Genomic DNA, 20287 nt, shown 5'->3' with positions numbered 1-20287 from the left:
GGCGGCGCCCGTTCAGTACCCGCGCGTGCGGTCCACCAGGTGCTGCAGCGGCAGGCCGTCGCGCAGCGCGCGCAGGTTGGCGGCGGCCACGCGTGCGGCGCTGCGCGGATCGGTCTGCGCCGCCACATGCGGCAGCACCGTGATGCGCGGGTGCGACCAGAACGGATGCACCGGCGGCAGCGGCTCAGCAGCGAAGACGTCGAGCACCGCGTGCCCGATGTGCCCCGAGTCCAGGGCCGCCAGCAGGTCGGCTTCCACGAGATGTCCGCCGCGCGCCAGGTTCACGATGCCCGCGCCGCGCGGCAAGGCCGCAAACAGCGGTGCGCCCAACATACCCGCCGTCTGCGGCGTCAACGGCAACAGGTTGATCACCACGTCGCTGCGCGCCAGCAGCGGGGCGAGCGCCTGCGGCCCGTCGGCCCGGCGCCAGCCGGCGGCGCGGTAGCCCTGCTGCTGCAGCCGGCGCAGCGTGGCCTGCCCCATCTGGCCCGTGCCGAGTACGGTGGCCCGGACCTCGTCGGCCCGGCGCTGCGGGTGCTGCTGCCACAGGCCGCCGGCCTGCTGGCGGGCATACGCGAAGAAGCCGCGGTGCAGCGACAGCGTGGCCCACAGCGCGGTCTCCGCCATCGCCTCGTTCATCGCCGGATCGACCATGCGCGCGACCGGCACGTCCTCGGGCAGCGTGGGGTCGCCCAGCAGCCGGTCGACCCCGGCCCACAGCGACTGGATCAGCCGCAGCCGGGGCAGCCCCTGCAGCCGGCCGGGCGCCGGGTTGGCGACCACGGCCGCCTCGATCATGGCGGCCGGGAACGGCGCATCGTCCCACCACCACCGCGCCTCGGGCAGCGCCGCGGACAGCGCGGCCGACCATGCCGCACGCTCGTCAGTGCCGAGGTTGCCCGCCAGCAGCACGTCCATCGGGGCGGCCCGTTTCATCCGGCCTGCGCGGCCTGCAGCAGCCGCTGCAGGGCCGCGTGGACCGTCTGCGCCCGCACGGAGCGGCGGTCGCCGCCCAGTTGCAGCAAGGTGGCCTCCACGCCGCCGCCGGCGCGCCCGACGGCCAGCCAAACCGTGCCGACGGGCTTGCCCGGCACGGCACCGCCCGGCCCGGCGATGCCGGTGACGGCCACTGACAGCTCGGCATGCGCATGCGCCAAGGCGCCGAGCGCCATCGCACAGGCCACCGGCTCGCTCACCGCACCGTGGGTGGCGATCAGGGCCGGCGCGACGCCGAGCATCTCGGCCTTGGCCTCGTTGCTGTAGGTGACGAACCCGCGCTCGAACCAATCGCTCGAGCCGGCCACCGCGGTGCACGCCGCGGCGATCAGCCCGCCGGTGCAGCTTTCCGCGGCAGCGATGCGCCAGCCGCGGCCGCGCAAGGCCTGCGCCAAAGACACCACCAGGGGCTCGACCTCGCTCACATCCATGACGACAGGACCTTCCACAAGGCGATGGTCAGCAGCGTGCACAGCGCCGCCACCAGGTCATCGAAGAGGATGCCGAAACCCGCGCGCCAGCCGGGCGCCGTGCCCGCTGCGGTCTTGAAGCGGCGGTCGGCCCAGCGCACCGGGCCGGGCTTGACGGCATCGAAGAACCTGAACAGCACGAAGGCCACCGCCTGGCCGGCGAGGCCCGTGGGCGTGATCAGCCACAGCACTGCCCAGAACGCCACCACCTCGTCCCACACGATGGCGCCGGGATCGGCCGTGCGCAGGTCGCGCGCCGTGCGGGTGCAGGCCCACCAGCCCACCAGAAGGCTGCCGGCCAGCACCCCCGCCCACTGCCGGTCGGTGAGCCAGAAGTCCAGCACGATGAACGCCAGCCACCCCCACAGCGTGCCCACCGTGCCGGGCGCCCAGGGCGACAGCCCGCTGCCGAAGCCGAGCGCGATCCACGCATGCGGGCGCGGCAGCATGAAGCGGGCGGTGGCCCGCTGCGGCGGGGCGGGTTCGCGCATCGCGACGTCGACGACGTCGTCGTTCATGACTTGAAATGATCGAAGGAAGCCCACTGCGGCACCACGGGCCCTCCCTCGGCGTCGACCACCCGCAGCCCCGGCTCGGCCTCCATGAGGCCGATGCGGGTGACCGCCACCCCCGCCGCGCGGCCCGCGGCCCGCACCGCGTCGTCGGCCCCGGCCGGTGCGGTGAAGACCAATTCATAGTCGTCGCCGCCCGCCAGCGTGCATTCGAGCTGCACCGAGGCCGGCTGCGCGCGCAGGATCTCGCTGCGCGGCACGTCATGCGCGGCGAGCCGGGCACCGACGCGGGAGCGGCGCAGGATGTGGCCCAGGTCGCCGAGCAGGCCGTCGCTGACGTCCGCCGCGCTGGTCGCCAGCCCACGCAGCGCCTCGCCCAGCGCCACGCGCGGCTGCGGCTGCTCCATCGCGCGCCGCACCGTGTCGAAGGCATCGCCGTCCAGCGACCGCTGGCCGCGGAACACCTCCAGCGCCAGCCGGGCGTCGCCCAGCGTGCCGCTCACCCACAAGGCGTCGCCCGGGCGCGCGCCGGAGCGCAGCAGCGCCTGGCCGGGCGGCACTTCGCCGAACACGGTGATGCCGATGTTGAGCGGGCCGGCCGTGGTGTCGCCGCCCACCAGTTCGATCCGGTGGGCGTCCGCCAGCGCGAACAGCCCGCGGGAGAAGCCGGCGAGGAAGGCCTCGTCGACCCGCGGCAGCGCCAGTGCCAGCGTGAACGCCAGCGGCGCCGCGCCACAGGCGGCGAGGTCGGACAGGTTCACCGCGAGCGCCTTGTGGCCCAGGCGTTCCGGCGGCACCGTGGACAGGAAGTGCCGGCCCTCGACCAGCGTGTCCGTCGAGATGGCGAGTTGCATCCCGGGCGACGGCGCGACGATCGCGCAATCGTCGCCGATGCCCAGCACCGCCCGCCCGCGCGGACGCTCGAAGTACTTCGCGATGAGGTCGAACTCGCCCAGCGCCATGCAATGCGTCAGCGTGCGGCCGGCGTGTCGAGGGAGGCGTCGCGCAGCAGGTTGGCGAGCTCGACGGCGGACTTCACGTCCATCTTCTCGAAGACCCGGGCACGGTGGACCTCCACGGTGCGCACGCTGATGTTCAGCGCGTCGGCGATCAGCTTGTTGGGGCGGCCGTCGATCACCAGCCGCATCACCTCGCGCTCGCGCTCGGTGAGGTCGGCCAGTGCCTTGCGCAGGCTGTCATGGGCCTGGCGCCGCAGGATGGCCGCGGCGCTGAGTTCGAGCGCCCGCTCGATCCGGTCGACCAGTGCGTTGTCGGAGAAGGGCTTCTCGACGAAGTCGTAGGCCCCCTGCTTGACGGCGGCCACCGCGGTGGGCACGTCGCCGTGGCCGGTCAGGAACACGACCGGGATCGCCGCCAGCCGGCCCGACTCCGTCAGGCGCTCGAACAAAGCCAGGCCGCTTTCCCCCGGCATGCGCACGTCCAGCAACAGGCAGGAGGGCGCCACCGGCCACGCCCCCCCGTGCTGCTGCCACTGCGCCTCCAGGAAGGCATCAAAAGCCTCCGCGCTGCCGAAGCCCTCGGACAACAGCCGCCGCGACCGCAGCAACCACGCGAGCGCATCGCGCACGACGTCTTCGTCGTCGACGAGGTAGACCATCGGCAAGCCGAGGGAGGCGGGCAGAGAGGACATCGGCGATCACGCAGCGCGGGTTGCCGCGATGCTACCCCGGCCGGGCCACCGCCTTCGCACCGGACACCTCGGCGTCGCCGCGGTTGCGCGAAGGATCGGTGGCGGGCAGCGTGAAAACGAACTCCGTGCCTTTCGTGGATCCGCCGTCCGCACCGCCGTGCACATGGAAGTCGAGCGCGCCCCCGTGCTGCTCGATCACGGTGCGGCACAGGCTCAGGCCCAGGCCCATGCCTTCGCTGCGCGTGGTGAAGAAGGGCGTGAACAGGCGCTCGGCCACTTCGGGCGCGATGCCCGGCCCGGCGTCCAGCACGCTGAAGCTGACCCACTTGGGGTGGGTCTGCCGCACCCGCAGCGTCAGCACGCGCGCGGCCAGCGGCGTCGCGGTCTCCATCGCCTGGATGCCGTTGCGCGTCAGATTCAGCAGGACCTGCTCGACCATCGTGCGATCCGCCAGCACGCGCGGCGGCGGCGACGGGATGTCGAGTTCGATGCGCGCCCCGCTCTTGCGCGCCTGCAGACGCACCAGCGGCATCACGGCATCGATCAGCTGCGACGCGGAGATGGCCTCGCGCGCCTGCTCGCGGCGGCGGACGAAATCGTGCACGCTCTTGATCACGCGGCCGGCGCGCTCGGCCTGCTCGGCGATGCGTGTCAGGCCCTGCTTCAGCAGGCCCACCGTGTCGTCGTCGGGGGTCTCGATCAGGTTGAGCGAACCCGTGGCATAACTCGCAATGGCGGCCAGCGGCTGGTTCAGCTCGTGGCTCAGCAGCGAGGCCATCTCGCCGACCGTGGCGAGCCGGGCCGTCGCCTGCAGGCGGTCCTGCTGCTGGCGCGACAGCTCCTCGACGCGGCGCTGCGCGCTCATGTCGAGCACGGCGCTCATCCAGCCCTTTTGCTTGCCGACGCTGTCGACCAGCGGCGCCTCGTAGATGACGACGGGGAAGCGCTCGCCGTTCTTGCGCATGAACTCCGTCTCGAAGCCCTGCTGGATGTCGCCGCGGTCGCGCACCGACGACAGCCGCTGGCTCTGCCGGACGCGGTACTCCTCCACCCGCTCGGTCGGCCAGTAGGCGGGCGGATTGGAATCCATCAGCTCCTCGGCCCCGAAGCCGACCATCGCGCAGAACGCCGGGTTGACATAGGTGATGCGGCCTTCGAGATCCCGCGCCCGCAGGCCGGTGATCAGCGAATCCTCCATCGCCTTGCGGAAGGCGAGCGCCTCGCCGAGCGCCGATTCGGCCCGTGCGCGCTTGCGGACGTCGCGCAGCAGCAGCAAGACCACCGCGAACAGCGCCAGCGAGAGGCCGAGCACCAACGCAGTCGCCAGGTTCGGAATCAGCCTCGGGCTGCCCTCGGCACTGTCCACCCGCAGCACCAGCGAGGCGCCGGGCAGGTCGATGACGCGCTGCGCCTGGTACACGCCGGCCCCTCGCGGCACGCCGGCACGCGCCAGCCGCGTGCCATCGCCTTCGATGAAGGACAGCTCGTGGCCGCGGGACTGCTCGGGCGACATCGACTCCTCCAGGAGCACGGACAAGGCCAGCGTCGCCACCAGGTACAGCGGCTCGCGCACGCCGGTGGACACCGGGATGCACACATCGAGCACCTCGAGGCCCGTGCCGGCCGGCTGCGGGACGAAGTAGGTCCGGGAGAACATCGGCGTGCCGGTGCGGCGGGCCCCCGTGCAGGCCAGTTCGGCCTCCACCCCCATCGCCGTGCGCGGCAACTGGCTGAACACCGGCGCGCGGTAGGGGGTGTCGACCGCGTCGTCGATGCCGAACGAGGCATTGCGGCGCTCGATGCGCAGCAGCGCGTGGCGGGCGCGCAGCAATTCGCCGGCGTCGATGCGCCACTGGGCCGGCGCGGGCTCGTGCCAGAGCAGCGCCTGCAGGCTCTGGAGGCCGCGCTGCACGTCGCGCCGCAGCTCGCTCGCCACCTGGCCGGCGAAATCCTCGACACGCTCCTGGGCGCGCACGTTCTCGTAGTTGAGCGTGAGCAGCACCAGCAGCGTCTGGGCCACCAGCAGCAGCGCCACGAGGGTCGACCACAGCAACGCGCGGCGCACCTTGCGGGGCGGGCGCCGCCATGGCCTGCGCGAAATGCTGGTGGATGTCATGGTCCGGGCCAGTATGGTTCAAGGCCCGCGCAAAGCTGCTACGCAGTTTTGCGCATCAATCCGGGCCGCCCCTCGCGCGACACTGCGCGTCCATGGGGGCAAAATCGCTGCCCCTTTCGCCGCAACCACGGACAACAAGCCATGCCCAGCCAGGAAGAAAAGCGCGCAGAACTGCGCCGTGCCGCGCTTGAGTACCACGAGTTCCCGACGCCCGGCAAGATCGCTGTCACGCCGACGAAGCAGCTTGTCAACCAGCACGACCTGGCGCTGGCCTACTCCCCCGGCGTCGCCGCAGCGTGCGAGGAGATCGTGGCCGACCCGGCCAACGCCTTCCGCTACACCTCGCGCGGCAACCTGGTGGCCGTGGTCACCAACGGCACGGCGGTGCTCGGCCTCGGCAACATCGGCCCGCTGGCGGCCAAGCCGGTGATGGAAGGCAAGGGGGTGCTGTTCAAGAAGTTCGCCGGCATCGACGTCTTCGACATCGAGCTTGCCTGCGACAGCCTGGACAAGCTGGTCGACGCCATCGCGGCGCTGGAACCCACCTTCGGCGGCATCAACCTCGAGGACATCAAGGCACCCGACTGCTTCTACGTCGAGCGCCAGCTGCGCGAGCGCATGAAGATCCCCGTCTTCCACGACGACCAGCACGGCACGGCCATCGTCGTGGGCGCCGCGCTGCTCAACGGGCTGAAGGTGGCGGGCAAGAAGCTCGACGAGGTCAAGCTCGTCACCTCCGGCGCCGGCGCCGCGGCGCTGGCCTGCCTGACCCTGCTGGTCAAGCTGGGCGTGCCCCGCAAGAACATCTGGGTGACCGACCTGGCGGGCGTCGTCTACCAGGGCCGCACCGAGCTGATGGACCCCGACAAGGCCGAGTTCGCGCAGGACACCCCCTTGCGCACGCTCGCCGAGGTGGTCGCCGGCGCCGACGTGTTCCTGGGGCTGTCGGCGGCCGGCGTGCTGAAGCCGGCGATGGTGCAGTCGATGGCGGCCAACCCGGTGATCTTCGCGCTGGCCAACCCGACGCCCGAGATCCTGCCGGAGGAAGTCAAGGCCGTGCGCGACGACGCCATCATGGCCACGGGCCGCAGCGACTATCCGAACCAGGTCAACAACGTCCTGTGCTTCCCCTACATCTTCCGCGGCGCCCTGGACTGCGGGGCGACGACGATCACCACCGAGATGGAGATCGCCACCGTCCACGCCATCGCCGAGCTGGCGCAGGCGGAGCAGAGCGAGGTAGTGGCCGCCGCCTATGCCGGTGCGACGCTGAGCTTCGGGCGCGAGTACCTGATCCCGAAGCCGTTCGATCCGCGGCTGATGATGAAGATCGCCTGCGCCGTCGCCCGCGCCGCCGAGGAATCCGGCGTGGCCTCGCGGCCCATCGCCGACTACGACGCCTACGTCGAGAAGCTGCAGGCCTTCGTCTACGCCTCCGGGACGACGATGCGCCCGATCTTCAACGTGGCCAAGCGCGCGCAGCACAAGCGCGTGGCCTACGCCGAGGGCGAGGAGGAACGTGTGCTGCGGGCGGTGCAGGTGGTCGTCGACGAGGGCCTGGCGCGGCCCACGCTCATCGGGCGTCCCGCGGTGATCGCGCAGCGTGTCGAGAAGTTCGGGCTGCGCCTAGCGGCCGGCCGCGACTACGACATCGTGAACACCGACCACGACGAGCGTTATACCGGCTACTGGCAGTCCTACCACCAGATGATGGAACGCAAGGGGGTCACCAAGCAGCTCGCGAAGATCGAGATGCGGCGGCGCCTGACGCTCATCGGCTCGATGCTGCTGCATGACGGCGAGGTCGACGGCCTGATCTGCGGCACCTGGGGCACGACGACCCACCACCTGGTCTACATCGACCAGGTCATCGGCCGGCGCCCGGGCGTGAACACCTACGCCTGCATGAACAGCCTGATCCTCCCGGGCCGCCAGGTGTTCCTGGTCGACACCCATGTCAACTACGACCCGACGGCCGAGCAGCTGGCAGAGATCACCGTGCTGGCCGCCGAGGAACTGCGCCGCTTCGGCGTGGTGCCGAAGGCGGCGCTGCTGTCGCACTCCAACTTCGGCTCCAGCAACCAGCCCTCGGCCGTCAAGATGCGCGAGACGCTGGCCCTGGTGCAGGCGCAGGCGCCCTGGCTCGAGATCGATGGCGAGATGCACGGCGACACCGCGCTGGACCCTGCCCACCGCGCGACGGTGATGCCGCGCAGTTCGCTGGTGGGTGAAGCCAACCTGCTGGTGCTGCCCAACATCGACGCTGCCAACATCGCGTACAACCTGCTGAAGACGGCCGCGGGCGGCGGCATCGCGATCGGGCCGGTGTTGCTCGGCGCGGCCAAACCGGTGCACATCCTGACGCCATCCGCCACCGTGCGCCGCATCGTGAACATGACGGCGTTGACGGTGGCCGATGCCAACGCAGCGCGCTGACCCGCACTGGAATGTAAATCGCTTGACAGTTTGATCGCCTGCAAGGATCACTGCCAAATCAGCCTACCCCGAAACAGTTAGTACCCACTCATATCCTCAGGCCGCTGCCCGAAAACATGGCAGCGGCTTGAGCTTTTGCACCCGAGTCGGTACCATTTCGCTTTCAGGTTTCAGGGTTAACCCCGTGACTCAGGCCCAGCGGTCTTCTTTGGTGCAGTCTCTACGTAAGTTGGGGCTCACGCTTGGGACCGCAGCGCTCCTTGCTTGCGCAGCTCCGGTCGCACAGGCCAGGCCCGCGCAGGAAGGGGCGGTCGGGATCGGTGGCGACAGTGTCGTGGCCTGGTCCCAATTGCCTGCCGAAGCCCGGGCCACGGAGCGGCTCATCCGAGTGGGTGGACCTTTTCCGTACCAGAAGGACGGCAGCGTATTCGGTAACCGGGAACGTCTGCTGCCCCGCCAGTCCAGAGGCTTTTACCGCGAATACACGGTGAAGACGCCGGGCGTCCGCCACCGCGGCGCGCGGCGCATCGTGTGCGGTGGACGCCAGCCCACGCAACCGGAAGCCTGTTACTACACCCAAGATCACTACGCGAGCTTCAGCCGTATCGTGCAGTGAACACTGTTTCTTCCCTTGAACCCAGGAGGATCGCGACCATGCTCTTGCAGACCGTCCGTCCGAACATCGTTCAGGCCATCCGCGCATACCGCGTCGATGACCTCATGAAGTCCGCCCAGGAGGTCGGGCAGCATTTTCTGTACGCGAACTTGGCAAATGCCCAGTCGAAGCAGGAAGTGCTGGAGGCGATTGCCGAGTCCTTTCTCTTCCCCGCGCACTTCGGCAAGAATCTGGACGCGCTCTACGATTGCATGACGGACCTGGTGCACAAGTCCGGCGCGCAGCCTGGCTTCGTGGTGGTGCTGGAGCAGTTGCCCGACAACCCTCGGTTCGACCGCGAAGCCCGCGAGCAGCTGCTCGATGTTTTCCGCGACGCAGCCGACTTCTGGGCAGACAGAAAGATCGCCTTCCGATGTTTCTATTCTTTTCAGTAGCCCGCTCCCAAGAAAACGGGTCATGGGAGCGGGCTGCTGAAACGGCCCCTGAAACCACTGCCAAGCCGAAGAGCACCTCCAAGGCGGCAGCGAACAGCACCTTCGGCATGAACATGCCGATGATGAGCAGCGCGTTCGACACAGCGATGTGGCTCAACGCCGCATGAGTTGAAGCGCCGGGCGACCGGCGCCTTCAGCCCCCCGCCGCGGTCAGCCGACTGCGGCCGCCAGCGCCACGAATTCGGCCACCGGCACCTCCTCAGCACGCCGCTGCAGGTCGAAAGCGCCGGTGAAACCGCGCTCGTCCAGCCAACGCCCGAGCGTGTTGCGCAGCACCTTTCGGCGCTGCGAAAACGCCACCGCGACCAGTTCCTCCAGGCGCGCGAAGTCCACGGCGGCAGGCTTGGCGTGCGGCAGCATGCGGACCACGGCCGACTCCACACGCGGCGGCGGCTCGAATGCCTCTGGCGGCACGTCGATCACCGACTCCATGGCGTAGCGCCACTGCAGCATCACCGACAGCCGGCCATACGCCTTGCTGCCCGGCCCGGCGACCATGCGGTCCACCACCTCCTTCTGCAGCATGAAATGCTGGTCCTGCACGGCGGACGCGAACCCGAGCAGATGGAACAGGATGGGCGTGGAGATGTTGTAGGGCAGGTTGCCCACCACCCGCAACGGCTGCCCCCGCTCCGCACCGAGCGCCGCAAAATCGACCTTCAGCACGTCCGACTCGATGACGGTCAACCCGTCCTGGCGGCGCAGCCGGGCAGCCAGGTCCCGGTCGAGCTCGATCACGGTCAGCGCTGCGCAGCGCTCGCGCAGCGGCAGCGTGAGGGCGCCCAGCCCGGGGCCGATCTCGATCAGCGCTTCGCCGGGCCGGGGATCGATGGCACCGACGATCGCATCGATGACGATGTCGTCGGACAGGAAATGCTGGCCGAAGCGCTTGCGCGCGATGTGCTTCACGCCGGCTCGCCGCTCAAGGCTGCTGCGGCGCTTCGCGCAGCTCGACGTAGGCGCGCGCGCGCAGTTCGCGCACCCACTCCTCGTAGGCGCCATCGAACTTCTGCTCACGCAGCGCGTTGCGGGCCTGCTCGCGCAGCTGCTTCATCTCGACGTCGACCACGCGGCGCCCGACGACCTGGATCAGGTGCACGCCGAAACGCGAGGTCACGGCGGGCGACAGCGCTCCCGGCGACAACCGGTTCATCGCCTCCTCGAACTCGGGCACGAAGTTGCCGGGGGACACCCAGCCGAGGTCGCCGCCCTGCGGGGCGCTGCCGTCTTCAGAGTACTGCCGCGCCAACGCCTCGAACGTGGCGGTGCCCGCTTCGATCTCGCGCCGGAAGCCTTCGATCCGCCGCACGGTGGCTTCGGCCGGCACCTGCGCCGAGGGCCTCAGCAGGATGTGCCGCGCGTGGGTCTGCGTGACCTGGAAGGCGCCGCCTTCCTTGCGGTCGACCACCTTCAGGACATGGAAGCCGGCGCCGGTGCGCAGCAGGGCGGGCGCCACCTCGCCCGCCTTCAGCCCGTTCACCGCCTGCACGAACACGTCGGGCAGGCGGTCCGCCGCGCGCAGGCCGATCTCGCCGCCCCGCTCGCGGTTGGCGTCTTCCGACAGCTCCCGCGCGACCGTGGCAAAGGCCTCGCCGGCCTGCACGCGGGCCATCGCCGCCTGGGCCCGCGCCCTGCGTTCGGCCACCACGGCGTCGTCCGCCCCCTCCGGCACGGTGACCAGGATCTGCGCGATGTTCAGCTCGGGCTGCGCCGCGGCCGTGCTGCGCTGCTGCTCGATGAAGGCGTCGATCTCGCTGTCGGTGATGCGGATGCGGGACTGCACCTCGCGCTCGCGCACCCGCTCGATCATGATCTGGTCGCGCAGGTTGTTGCGGAACCGCGAGTAGTCGATGCCCTCGCGGCGCAGGCGCTCGCGCAGCTGGGCCTGCGTGATCTGGTTCTGCGCGGCCACGCCGGCCACCGCGCGGTCGAGCTCGGGCTCCTCGACGCGGATGCCGCTGTCGCGCGCGAAGCCGAGGATCGCGCGCTCCTCGATCAGCATCTCCAGCACCTGGCGCCGCAGTTCGGCGTCCTCGGGCAGCCGCTGCCCGCCGCGGGCAGCATCCTCGCGCACGCGTGCCAGCCGCTGCTCCACCTCGAAGGCCGTCACCAGCTCCTGGTTGACGATGGCGGCGATGTGGTCCGCCGAACGGACCGCGACGCGGCCCGGCGCGGGCTGCGCCGACACGGCCGTGACGATGCCGCAGGCCAGGGTCAGGGCGACGGCCCTCAAGAACAAAGCTGATTTCATCGAGCGGGAAGGCGGTTCATGCCGGTCGGCAGGGTCAGTCTGGTGCGGCGACTGCAGCGTCGTACGCCGCATCGGGGTCGTCGCGCAGCAGGCGGTAGCCGGGCACATTGTCCTTCAAGACCTTGAGCGGGTTGGAACCGAGACGTGACAGGCCGACCAGCTCCAGTTGCAGCAGCAGGCGCGTCGTGGCTTCGCTGCGGCCGGTGGACAGGCGTTCCGCGACGATGCGGCCGATCCAGCAGCCGGCGTCGTACTCGACCCCGACGATCGAATCGGTGATGCGGCTGTCGCGCAGGCTGTAGTTGAGCCGGCCGACGCCGTAGAGGGTGCCGCTGCAGGCGCCCGCCCCCGAGCGCGCGGCCGCCGCGGCATCGCGCCGGTACAGCGGCCATTGCCAGCCCAATTCCAGCTGCTCGCTCAGGCCGCGCGCAAGGCGGTAGCTCGTGCTGATGGTGCGGAACGGCCCCGGCGAGTAGCGGGCCGACAGCAGCGAGCGCACGGTGCGGCGGCTGTCCGGGTCGTACTGCACGGCCCCGTCGAAACTCCATCGCGGCGACAGGGCCGCCGTGCCGAACACCAGCAGGTCCGACAGCCGCTGCGTGGAAACCGCCTCGTCCTGCGCGGCGTCGATGTTGGGCGTGCCGTCGGGATTGGCCACCAGCCGCTGGTCACGGAACCGCACCCGCTGCGCCATGCCCAGCCGCAGCCGCTCGGCCCCGGTGGCCGCGTCGATCAGCCGCGTGGTGACGCCGGCCGTCAGCATGTTGGCGTCGGATACGCGGTCGATGCCCGAGAAGTCGTTGTCGCTGTAGACCGAGACGGCGTTGAAGTCCTTGCCGTAGGCGTCGAAGTTGGGCGTGTCGCGCTGGTCTCGGTACGGCGTGTTGACGTAGAACAGCCGCGGCTCCAGCGTCTGGCGCGTGGCCTTGCCGAACCATTGCGCCTCGCGCTCGAACACCATGCCCGCGTCGAGGCTGAAGGTCGGGATCGTGCGGGAGACGTCGTAGCGGCCCGTCGCCGAACGGTCGACCTGGTACTGGGCCGTGTTCACCGCCAGTTTGGGCACCACCCACCAACCCGGGGCGCGCCAGGGCCGGCTGATGCTGCCGAGCGCATGCACGCGCGTGCCGGTGGGCAGCAGCGTGTCTTGTCCGTCCGTGGGCCGCGTGAAGTGGTTGACCTCGGTCTCGAAGGCCGTCTCGAAGCCGCCGGCCAGCGCGCGGCTGCCGCGCAGGCCGAGCTGCGGGCTGCGCTGGTACGGCGCGACGATGCGCGCATCGTCCTGCTGCAGCACCTGCCAGGCCTGCACACGGCCGTAGACCGTGGCGTCGAGGCCGTTCCAGTCGAAGCGCCGGTCGGCGCGCAGGTCGGTGGCCAGCAGCCGCGGCGTCCACGACCGCGACTGCTGGGAGAAGTCCTTCCAGTACTCGTCGTCGGACACACGCAGGCCTTCGAGCCGGTAGTGGATGCCCTGCGACGCGTCGCCCTCGTGGAACAGGCGGAAAGCGTGCCGGGACGCGCCAGTGACGCGGTCATGCGGCAGCAGGTGCAGGTCCAGCACGCCTTCGTAGCGCGGCTCCAGGTAGCGGAACTGCGCATCGGCCGACAGGCCGCGACGCGTCATGATGGTCGGCGTGATGGTCGCATCGCGGTTGGGCGCGATGTTCCAGTAGTACGGCACGCCGACTTCCACGCCGCTCTTGTTGTCGAGGTTCAGCGAGGGCGGCAGCCAGCCGGACTTGCGCTGGTCGCTCAAGGGAAAGCTCATCACCGGCGCGCCCAGGATGGGCACGCCGTAGAAGCGCAGCACCGCACCCTCCGCGACGCCCTCGTTGGCCTCGCGGTCGAGGCGGATGCGCTTGCTCTCGAGCAGCCACGCCGGCCCGCCGCCGCCGTCGACGCCGCAGGACGAGTACGTGGCGCCCCACAGCTGCGAGCGCTGGTCGTCGATGAAGTCGATGCGGTCGGCCTGTCCGCCCGCGCCCGTGGCGGCGAAGAAGTATTCCGGCTGCAGGAAATAGCCCTCGAAGCGCTGCAGCTGCAGTTGCAGTTCGGGGCCGGTGAAGCGGTTGCCTTCGTGCGTGATGCGCACCGAGCCCTCGGCCTTGGCCAGGTCGCTGACGCTGTCGTAGCTCAGGCGGTCGGCGCGGATCGTGATCGGGCCGCGCTGCAGCTCGGCGTTGCCTTCGGCCTGCGCCTCGAGGTCGGGCCGGCCGCTGATGCGGTCGGCCTGCAGCAGCACGGGCGTGGCGCCCGGTGCGGAGGCCGCGGCGGCCGGTGCCGAAGCGGCCGCTGCCGGCGCGGCAGGCTGCGCCGCCACCTGCGCGCAGCACAGCGCCGCGGCGGCGGCCAGCGGCGTCGGCATGCGCACAGGAAACCAGCGGAAACGGGATGGCGACAGGGACAGGCGCGACAAGACCAACTCGAACAAGCGTCAGCAGGGACGGCCGGGACCAGCGCCGCGGGCGGCCCCGGGGCGGGGCGGCACGCGGCCGCATCGGCGACACCGGGGCGATTTGTAGAATCGATTATCCATGAGGGTCCCCACGATGCCCCCCCCTACCGCGCCCGGTATCGCCTGGGCCGATGCAGCCCGCGAGGCTGCCTTCCACCAGTGGCTCGCGCCGCTGGTCGCCCAGCACCGCCTCGACCCCGCCAGCCTGCGTGCGGCATCGGCCGATGCGAGCTTCCGCCGCTATTTCCGCATCGACGGCCCGGGCGGCCGCAGCCTCGTCGTGATGGATGCGCCGCCGCCGCAGGAGGACGTGCGCCCCTTCGTGCGGATCGCCGGGCTGATCGACGCCGCCGGGCTGCACGGGCCGCAGGTGCTCGCCGCGGACGAGTCCCAGGGCTTCCTGCTGCTGTCCGACCTGGGCCGCACGCTGTACCTCGATGCGCTGCGCGAGGCCACGCCCGCCCAGGCCGACAGGTTGATGCGCGACGCCATCAAGGCGCTGGTGCACTGGCAGGTGCACGTCGACGCGAGCGGGCTGCCGCCCTTCGACGACGCGATGCTGCAACGCGAGATGGCGCTGTTCCCCGAATGGTGCGTGCAGCGCGAGTTCGGCGTCACCTGGACGGACAAGCAGCAGGAGCAGTGGCGCCAGATCGCCCGCCGCCTCGCCGACAGCGCGCTGGCGCAGCCCACGGTCGCCGTGCATCGCGACTGGATGCCGCGCAACCTGATGGTGGCCGACCCCAACCCCGGCATCCTCGACTTCCAGGACGCCGTGCGCGGCCCGCTCAGCTACGACGTCGCCTCGATGCTGCGCGACGCCTTCCTGTCGTGGGAAGAGGAGCGCGAGATCGACTGGGCCGCACGCTACTGGGAACAGGCCCGCCAGGCCGGGCTGCCGGTGCCGGAGGACTTCGGCGAGTTCTGGCGCGGCCTCGAGTGGATGGGCCTGCAGCGCCACCTGAAGGTGCTGGGCATCTTCTGCCGCCTGAAGCACCGCGACGGCAAGCCGACGTACGCGCAAGACCTGCCCCGCTTCTTCGCCTACGCCACCAAGGTGGCGCTTCGCTACCGCGAGCTGACCCCGCTGCTGCCTCTGATCGAGCCGCTGTCAGGCATGCGCGGCGAGGTCGCCTACTCGCTGCGCTGACGCGGCGCCCTCGCAGTCCAGCGTCGGGCAGCCCGCGGCCTCGAGCCAGGGGTCGCGGTCCTCGCCGCCGAAGGTCTCGACCAGGAAGTCGAGCAGCACACGCGTGCGCGCCGGCACATGCTTGCGCGAGGGCATGCAGGCCCACAGCGTCAGCGTGAAGAGCTGCCACTCGGGCAGCACCCGCTCCAGCGCCCGCTCCACAAGCGCATCGCCGGCGATGAACGATGGCAGCCCGGTGATGCCCAAGCCGGCGAGCGCACCGGCGTAGTTGACGTCGGTGTTCAGCGACACCATCGGCGACGGCCCCGGCCGCACGATCGACACCGCCTCGTGGTTGGCCTCGCCTTCGGCCCAGATGCCGCGGTAGAAGGTCAGCCCGTTCTGCAGCTCCGACACCGGCGGGATCAGGCTCTTGTGGCCGACCAGCTCGCGCGGATGCTGCGGCCGGCCGTGGCGGTCGAGGTATTCCGGCGCGGCACACAGCACCACCTCGCTGCGCGCGAGCCGGCGCGCGACGAACTCGCCGTCGAGCGGGCCGCGCCGCCACAGGATGGTGATGTCCTGCGAATCGTCGATGTCGTCGACAGGCCCGAAGGCGTTGAGCTCGACCGTGACGTTCGGGTACCGCTCATGGAACTTGGGCAGCACCTGCACCACGCGGTGCACCGCGAAGGCCGGCGGCACGCGCAGGCGCACCACGCCGCGCGCCTCGCGCTGGGCGCTGCTGGCCAGCGCCTCCGCCTCCTCCACGTCGGCGAGGATCGTGCGCGAGCGTTCGAGGTACTGCTCGCCGATCTCGGTCAGCGCGATGCGCCGCGTCGTGCGGTTGATCAGGCGCGTGCCGAGGTGCGCCTCCAACTCGGCGACGATGCGCGTGACCATCGCCGGCGCCACGTCGAGCGAACGCGCGGCGCCGGCAAAGCTGCCTTCGTCGATGACGCGCACGAAGGTGCGCATGGCTTTGAATTGGTCCATGCGCGATTGTTGACGCGAGCGCAATGAGCCGACAGCGGCAGGGGGCATCGCCCGTGCCGCCGCCGCGGCGCTCAGGCGGCCTGGCGCCGGCGGGCGAACACCGCCAGGCCCGCGATGCCCAGGCCGAACATCGCCCAGGTGCCCGGCTCCGGCACCGCCGCGGCCAGGAACTCGGTGCGGGCGTCGATCGCGATGTCGGTGAAGTTGCTGAACACGCCGTCGATGCCGTAGACGAAGAAGTCGAGGTACTGCTGCTTGGCCGTGCCGTCGAACTTGCTGAACGTGTAGCCGTGCACCTTCAGGTTCACGCCGTGGGCGGCCTCGATGAAGCTCTGGCCCATGCCGGCGCTGGTGATGGAGACGCCGACGCCGTCCGCATAGGCGGCGATGTTGGCCAGGCCCAGCGTGTTGATCGCGCTCGCGCTGCCCAGCACGACCAGGTTGAAGTCGTAGCCCAGTTCGGTCTGGCGGGCATGCACGTTCTGGATCGACGACGCGTGGAACGACTGGATGAAGACCTTGTCGCCCGTCTTGTAGCCGTTGGCCACCAGTGTGTCGAACACCTTGGCCTCGATCTCGGCGCCCGCGGTCTTCATCTCGGGGTAGATGCCGATCTCGCGGCCCGTCAGCGCGCTTTGCTGCTTCGCGAAGTCGATCACTTCCTGGAAGGTCGGGATCTTGTACGGCGTGGCCGACGACGGGTTGAAGCCGGGGTAGGTCTCCTGCGCCAGGCCGCCCGAGGGGTTGACCGTCAGGGTCTTCAGTTCGGCCAGCGTGTAGTCGGACGTGCGGTAGTTGCCGTTGCGCGCACCCAGCACCTGCTCGACGTTGGTCGTGCGGGCCAGCGAGGTGTCGTGCATCGCGACCAGGTGGCCGTCCTTCGTGAGCTGCAGGTCGGGTTCGATGTAGTCGGCGCCCATCCGGATCGCCAGCTCGTAGCCGCCGAGCGTGTGCTCCGGCAGGTAGCCGCTGGCGCCGCGGTGGGCGATGACGAGCGGCGCCTTGCCGTCGAGCGTGTTCAGCGCAGCCTGTGCGGCGGGTGCGGCCAGGCCGGCCAGCGCGGAGGCCAGGGCCAGCGCGGCCAGGTGGGCGGGGGTGGAAATGCGGTTCATCAAGACTCCTGGTCGTGTTGTGGTTCTCCGCGCGGGGGCACCCGCGCGGAGCTTCCACGACTGTGGCGGCCGACGATGACGCGGCCGTGAAAGCCGGATTACTTCTTCCGCGCGGCGATGGCCTGCTCGGCCTTGTCGACCAGCGGCGCGCCGACCGTCTTCTTCCACTTCTCGTACACCGGCCGGGTGGCCGCGACGAAGGCCTCGCGCTCGGCCGGGGCGAGGCGGGTGATGGTGACGCCGTTCGCGCCGATCTCCTTGAGCAGCGTGGGCTCCGCCTCAGCCAGGCCCTTGCGCGCGATCTCGATCTCCTGCTTGCCGGCATCGACGGCGGCCTGCCGCACGATCTCGCGGTCCGCCGGCGTCCAGCTCTGCCAGACGTCGCGGTTGACGACGAAGATCAGCGGGTCGGCCACGTAACCCCACATCGTCACGTGCTTCTGCGCGACGGTGTGCAGCTTGGCCGCGGTGAAGATCGACATCGGGTTCTCCTGACCGTCGACCGCGCCGCTGGCCAGCGCCGGCTGGGCGTCGGCCCAGCTCATCTGCGTCGGGTTCGCGCCGAGCGCGGTGAAGGTCTCGAGGAACAGCGGCGAGCCGACGACGCGGATCTTCAGGCCCTTCAGGTCCTCGGGCCGCTTGATGTCGCGCTTGGAGTTGCTGAGCTCGCGGTAGCCGTTCTCGCCCCAGGCCAGCGGCACCACGCCAGCCTTCTCGATCAGGCCGAAGATGTCCTTGCCCACCGGGCCCTGCGTGATGGCGTCCATCGCCGCGTAGTCCGGCAGCAGGAAGGGCAGCGAGAAGAGGTTCAGTTCCTTGATCTGCGGCGACCAGTTGATGGTGCTGCCGATCGCCATGTCGATCACGCCCTGGCGGATCGCGGTGAACTCGCGCGTCTGGTCGCCCTGCACGAGCGAGGTGCCCGGGTACAGCTTGATGTTGATGCGCCCGTTGGTGCGCTGCTTGACGAGATCAGCCCAGATCTCGCCGCCCTTGCCCCACGGGAACGCCGGACCCAGCACGGTGGAGAGCTTGTACTCGGCCTTGTAGGTCTGCGCGTGCGCCGCGGCGCCCATCAGCGAAAGGGCCGCCCCGATGGCAGCGAACAGCATGCGACGTTTCATCGACTTGTCTCCAGGGTTGTCGGGTGGACGGGAACGGGAAAGGCTTCAGTAGCCCAGCACGCGCGGCAGCCAGAGCGCGAGCTGCGGGAACACGATGACGAGCACCATCACCACCGCCATCGCCAGCAGCAGCCAGGTGACCCACGGGAGGGTCTGCTCCATGCGCACGCGCGCGATGCGGCACGACACCATCAGGTTGACGGCCATCGGCGGCGTGAACTGGCCGAGCGCGACCTTCAGCGTCAGGATCACGCCGAACCACACCAGGTCCCACTGGTAGTGGTTGGCGATCGGCAGCAGCAGCGGCACGAAGATCAGGAAGATCGACACGCCGTCCAGGAACATGCCGGCGACGATCATCACGAAGATCAGCAGCGAGAGCACGCCGTACTCGCCCAGGCCGGAATGGACGATGGCCTGCGTCACCGGGTCGATGATCGACAGCGTGGACAGCGAGTACGCGAAGATCCCCGCCAGCGACACCACCATCAGGATCACCGCCGACAGCTCGGCCCCCTCGCGCAGGATCGGGAACAGGTCGCGCACGGTGATCGTGCGGTACACCACCATTCCGACGAAGAGGCCGTACATCACGGCCACCACCGCGGCCTCGGTGGGCGTGAACCAGCCCAGGCGCATGCCGCCGAGGATCAGCACCGGCGCGGCCAGGCCCCACGAGGCCTCGATGAGGCTCTTCCAGAAGGCGGGTCGCGGCATGTGCGACTCGAGCGCCCCCATCTTGTGGCGGCGCGCCAGCCACACCGCGGGCACCACCAGCGCGATGCCCGCCAGCACGCCGGGCACCATGCCGGCCGCGAACAGCGCCGGCACCGAGGCGCCGGGCACCATCACCGAATAGACGATGAAGGCGATGGAAGGCGGGATCAGGATGTCGGTCGCCGCGGCGGCGCCCACCACGCTGGCCGAGTAGGACGGCGGGTAGCCCGCGCGGTTCATCGCCGCGATCATCACCGCGCCCACCGCGGCGGCGTTGGCCGGGCCCGAGCCGGAGATGCCGCCGAGGAACATCGCCACCGCGATGGCCACCAGCGGCAGCATGCCCGGGCCGCGCCCGACGATCGCCACCGCGAAGTTGACGAGGCGCTGCGCGACGCCGGAACGGTCGAAGATCGAGCCCACCAGCACGAACATCGGGATCGCCAGCAGCGGGTACTTGGCCAGGCCGGCATAGAAGTTCTGCGGCACGGCCAGCAGGCCGTACATCATGGTGTCGGTGTTGGCCAAGCCGATCGCGATCGAGCCGCCCAGAGCCAGCGCGACGCCGATCGGCACGCCCAGCAGCATCAGCGCGATGAAGACGACGAAGAGCAGCGTCGCGATCATCGCCCGCCCTCCCCGGCACCCGGCCCGGCGTCGCCCGCGAGGCGCTGGCGCAGGAACACGCCCAGCGCCCGCCCGGCGATCGCCAGCGACAGCACCGGCAGCCAGATCGAGAACCACCACTTGGGCAGGCCGATGGCCGGCGTGGTCTCCTCGTAGCGGTACTCGTCCCACACCAGCCGCACGCTGAGCACGGCGAGGAAGAGGAAGAACACCGCGCTGCACAACGCGCCAAAGCGCATCAGCCGGCGGCGGCGCTGTGCGCTGCCCACATCGAGGAAGTACTCGATCTTGATGTGCCGGTCACGCGCAACCGCGGCGCAGCCGCCGACCAGCGTCAACACGATCATCAGGAAGATGGAGATTTCCTCCGTCCAGGCGAAAGACTGGTCGGTGAGGTAGCGCACGAGCACGTTGGCAAAGGTGATCAGGCACAGCGCGCCCATGATCAGCACCGCCAGCCAGTCCTCGAGGGCCAGCGGCACCTTGGGCGGCGCCAGGCTGGCTTCGTCCTGCAGCCCCAGGGCATCGGCCACCTCGGCAACACGGGTGGGGTCCGTCTCGTGGCTCATGGCGATCCCCTCGGCC

At 70.3% G+C, this 20287-nt stretch carries 19 protein-coding genes; 5 read left to right on the top strand and 14 right to left on the bottom strand.

Features of this window, described 5'->3' with window-relative positions; genetic code table 11:
* Positions 1-12 precede the first annotated feature (12 nt).
* From V4F39_RS15990 to V4F39_RS15965, 6 genes are read right to left on the bottom strand one after another with little or no spacing between them, the layout of a single operon-like run.
* Positions 13-936: a 2-hydroxyacid dehydrogenase gene (locus V4F39_RS15990; RefSeq protein ID WP_332290678.1), complete on the bottom strand. Its 924-nt coding sequence runs from the start codon at positions 934-936 to the stop codon at positions 13-15.
* Positions 933-1427 (bottom strand): CinA family protein, encoded by a 495-nt coding sequence (locus V4F39_RS15985; RefSeq protein WP_332290677.1) that lies wholly within the window; start codon positions 1425-1427, stop codon positions 933-935. The genes V4F39_RS15990 and V4F39_RS15985 overlap by 4 nt, the downstream gene beginning before the upstream one ends.
* Positions 1418-1984: a phosphatidylglycerophosphatase A family protein gene (locus V4F39_RS15980; RefSeq protein ID WP_332290676.1), complete on the bottom strand. Its 567-nt coding sequence runs from the start codon at positions 1982-1984 to the stop codon at positions 1418-1420. The genes V4F39_RS15985 and V4F39_RS15980 overlap by 10 nt, the downstream gene beginning before the upstream one ends.
* Entirely contained in the window at positions 1981-2934 is a 954-nt protein-coding gene (thiL, locus tag V4F39_RS15975) for a thiamine-phosphate kinase (protein ID WP_332290789.1), read from the bottom strand. The genes V4F39_RS15980 and thiL overlap by 4 nt, the downstream gene beginning before the upstream one ends.
* Before the next feature lie 14 nt (positions 2935-2948).
* On the bottom strand, positions 2949-3629 hold the full coding sequence (locus tag V4F39_RS15970) for a response regulator transcription factor (protein WP_332290675.1): 681 nt from the start codon (positions 3627-3629) through the stop codon (positions 2949-2951).
* Positions 3630-3660: 31 nt separating this feature from the next.
* The gene (locus V4F39_RS15965; RefSeq protein WP_332290674.1) at positions 3661-5745 is read right to left on the bottom strand and encodes a two-component system sensor histidine kinase NtrB; all 2085 of its coding nucleotides are present in this window, start codon (positions 5743-5745) and stop codon (positions 3661-3663) included.
* A 141-nt stretch (positions 5746-5886) separates the two neighbouring features.
* Here V4F39_RS15965 and V4F39_RS15960 point away from each other — a divergent pair, with 141 nt between their 5' ends.
* The 4 genes from V4F39_RS15960 to V4F39_RS15945 all read left to right on the top strand — a co-directional run bounded on the left by V4F39_RS15960 (position 5887) and on the right by V4F39_RS15945 (position 9398).
* Entirely contained in the window at positions 5887-8181 is a 2295-nt protein-coding gene (locus V4F39_RS15960; RefSeq protein ID WP_332290673.1) for an NADP-dependent malic enzyme, read from the top strand.
* Positions 8182-8389: 208 nt separating this feature from the next.
* The gene (locus tag V4F39_RS15955; RefSeq protein WP_378235132.1) at positions 8390-8797 is read left to right on the top strand and encodes a guanyl-specific ribonuclease; all 408 of its coding nucleotides are present in this window, start codon (positions 8390-8392) and stop codon (positions 8795-8797) included.
* Positions 8798-8835: 38 nt separating this feature from the next.
* Complete coding sequence (locus tag V4F39_RS15950) at positions 8836-9231, top strand: barstar family protein (protein ID WP_332290671.1); 396 nt, start codon at positions 8836-8838, stop codon at positions 9229-9231.
* On the top strand, positions 9210-9398 hold the full coding sequence (locus V4F39_RS15945) for a hypothetical protein (RefSeq protein WP_332290670.1): 189 nt from the start codon (positions 9210-9212) through the stop codon (positions 9396-9398). The genes V4F39_RS15950 and V4F39_RS15945 overlap by 22 nt, the downstream gene beginning before the upstream one ends.
* Positions 9399-9441: 43 nt before the next feature.
* Here the strand turns inward: V4F39_RS15945 and rsmA are convergent, their stop codons facing one another.
* From rsmA to V4F39_RS15930, 3 genes are read right to left on the bottom strand one after another with little or no spacing between them, the layout of a single operon-like run.
* Complete coding sequence (gene rsmA / locus V4F39_RS15940; protein WP_332290669.1) at positions 9442-10200, bottom strand: 16S rRNA (adenine(1518)-N(6)/adenine(1519)-N(6))-dimethyltransferase RsmA; 759 nt, start codon at positions 10198-10200, stop codon at positions 9442-9444.
* 13 nt (positions 10201-10213) lie between these two features.
* Positions 10214-11524, bottom strand: coding sequence for a peptidylprolyl isomerase (locus V4F39_RS15935; protein WP_332290667.1), 1311 nt, complete (start codon positions 11522-11524; stop codon positions 10214-10216).
* A 52-nt stretch (positions 11525-11576) separates the two neighbouring features.
* Complete coding sequence (locus V4F39_RS15930; protein WP_332290666.1) at positions 11577-13907, bottom strand: LPS-assembly protein LptD; 2331 nt, start codon at positions 13905-13907, stop codon at positions 11577-11579.
* Between the two features lie 184 nt (positions 13908-14091).
* Between V4F39_RS15930 and V4F39_RS15925 the strand changes: the two genes are divergently transcribed.
* On the top strand, positions 14092-15147 hold the full coding sequence (locus V4F39_RS15925; RefSeq protein WP_332290665.1) for an aminoglycoside phosphotransferase family protein: 1056 nt from the start codon (positions 14092-14094) through the stop codon (positions 15145-15147).
* Here V4F39_RS15925 and V4F39_RS15920 read toward each other — a convergent pair.
* The 5 genes from V4F39_RS15920 to V4F39_RS15900 form a co-directional block, all read right to left on the bottom strand.
* Positions 15109-16122: a LysR family transcriptional regulator gene (locus V4F39_RS15920; protein WP_332290664.1), complete on the bottom strand. Its 1014-nt coding sequence runs from the start codon at positions 16120-16122 to the stop codon at positions 15109-15111. The two genes, V4F39_RS15925 and V4F39_RS15920, sit on opposite strands and share 39 nt — an antisense overlap.
* 71 nt (positions 16123-16193) lie before the next feature.
* The gene (locus V4F39_RS15915; protein ID WP_332290662.1) at positions 16194-17234 is read right to left on the bottom strand and encodes a glycerophosphodiester phosphodiesterase family protein; all 1041 of its coding nucleotides are present in this window, start codon (positions 17232-17234) and stop codon (positions 16194-16196) included.
* 98 nt (positions 17235-17332) lie between these two features.
* Positions 17333-18358 carry a DctP family TRAP transporter solute-binding subunit gene (locus tag V4F39_RS15910; RefSeq protein ID WP_332290661.1) on the bottom strand — a complete coding sequence of 342 codons (1026 nt, stop codon included), beginning with the start codon at positions 18356-18358 and terminating at the stop codon, positions 17333-17335.
* A gap of 45 nt (positions 18359-18403) precedes the next feature.
* A complete protein-coding gene (locus V4F39_RS15905; protein WP_332290660.1) occupies positions 18404-19702 on the bottom strand; it encodes a TRAP transporter large permease in 1299 nt (432 codons plus the stop codon).
* The gene (locus V4F39_RS15900) at positions 19699-20271 is read right to left on the bottom strand and encodes a TRAP transporter small permease (protein WP_332290657.1); all 573 of its coding nucleotides are present in this window, start codon (positions 20269-20271) and stop codon (positions 19699-19701) included. The genes V4F39_RS15905 and V4F39_RS15900 overlap by 4 nt, the downstream gene beginning before the upstream one ends.
* Between the last annotated feature and the right edge of the window lie 16 nt (positions 20272-20287).

It is taken from the genome of Aquincola agrisoli, assembly GCF_036621135.1.
Taxonomy (GTDB): Bacteria; Pseudomonadota; Gammaproteobacteria; order Burkholderiales; family Burkholderiaceae_C; genus Aquincola; species Aquincola agrisoli.
This window is presented reverse-complemented; position numbering and strand designations above follow the sequence as displayed.

Excerpts from the sequence above, each read along its gene's own strand:
- V4F39_RS15920 (WP_332290664.1), bottom strand. The coding sequence starts at position 16,122 with ATGGACCAATTCAAAGCCATGCGCACCTTCGTGCGCGTCATCGACGAA.
- V4F39_RS15925 (WP_332290665.1), top strand. The coding sequence starts at position 14,092 with ATGCCCCCCCCTACCGCGCCCGGTATCGCCTGGGCCGATGCAGCCCGC.
- V4F39_RS15905 (WP_332290660.1), bottom strand. The coding sequence starts at position 19,702 with ATGATCGCGACGCTGCTCTTCGTCGTCTTCATCGCGCTGATGCTGCTG.
- V4F39_RS15945 (WP_332290670.1), top strand. The coding sequence starts at position 9,210 with ATGTTTCTATTCTTTTCAGTAGCCCGCTCCCAAGAAAACGGGTCATGG.
- V4F39_RS15970 (WP_332290675.1), bottom strand. The coding sequence starts at position 3,629 with ATGTCCTCTCTGCCCGCCTCCCTCGGCTTGCCGATGGTCTACCTCGTC.
- V4F39_RS15960 (WP_332290673.1), top strand. The coding sequence starts at position 5,887 with ATGCCCAGCCAGGAAGAAAAGCGCGCAGAACTGCGCCGTGCCGCGCTT.
- V4F39_RS15950 (WP_332290671.1), top strand. The coding sequence starts at position 8,836 with ATGCTCTTGCAGACCGTCCGTCCGAACATCGTTCAGGCCATCCGCGCA.
- V4F39_RS15985 (WP_332290677.1), bottom strand. The coding sequence starts at position 1,427 with ATGGATGTGAGCGAGGTCGAGCCCCTGGTGGTGTCTTTGGCGCAGGCC.
- V4F39_RS15915 (WP_332290662.1), bottom strand. The coding sequence starts at position 17,234 with ATGAACCGCATTTCCACCCCCGCCCACCTGGCCGCGCTGGCCCTGGCC.
- V4F39_RS15910 (WP_332290661.1), bottom strand. The coding sequence starts at position 18,358 with ATGAAACGTCGCATGCTGTTCGCTGCCATCGGGGCGGCCCTTTCGCTG.
- V4F39_RS15990 (WP_332290678.1), bottom strand. The coding sequence starts at position 936 with ATGAAACGGGCCGCCCCGATGGACGTGCTGCTGGCGGGCAACCTCGGC.
- V4F39_RS15965 (WP_332290674.1), bottom strand. The coding sequence starts at position 5,745 with ATGACATCCACCAGCATTTCGCGCAGGCCATGGCGGCGCCCGCCCCGC.
- V4F39_RS15900 (WP_332290657.1), bottom strand. The coding sequence starts at position 20,271 with ATGAGCCACGAGACGGACCCCACCCGTGTTGCCGAGGTGGCCGATGCC.
- V4F39_RS15930 (WP_332290666.1), bottom strand. The coding sequence starts at position 13,907 with ATGCCGACGCCGCTGGCCGCCGCCGCGGCGCTGTGCTGCGCGCAGGTG.
- V4F39_RS15980 (WP_332290676.1), bottom strand. The coding sequence starts at position 1,984 with ATGAACGACGACGTCGTCGACGTCGCGATGCGCGAACCCGCCCCGCCG.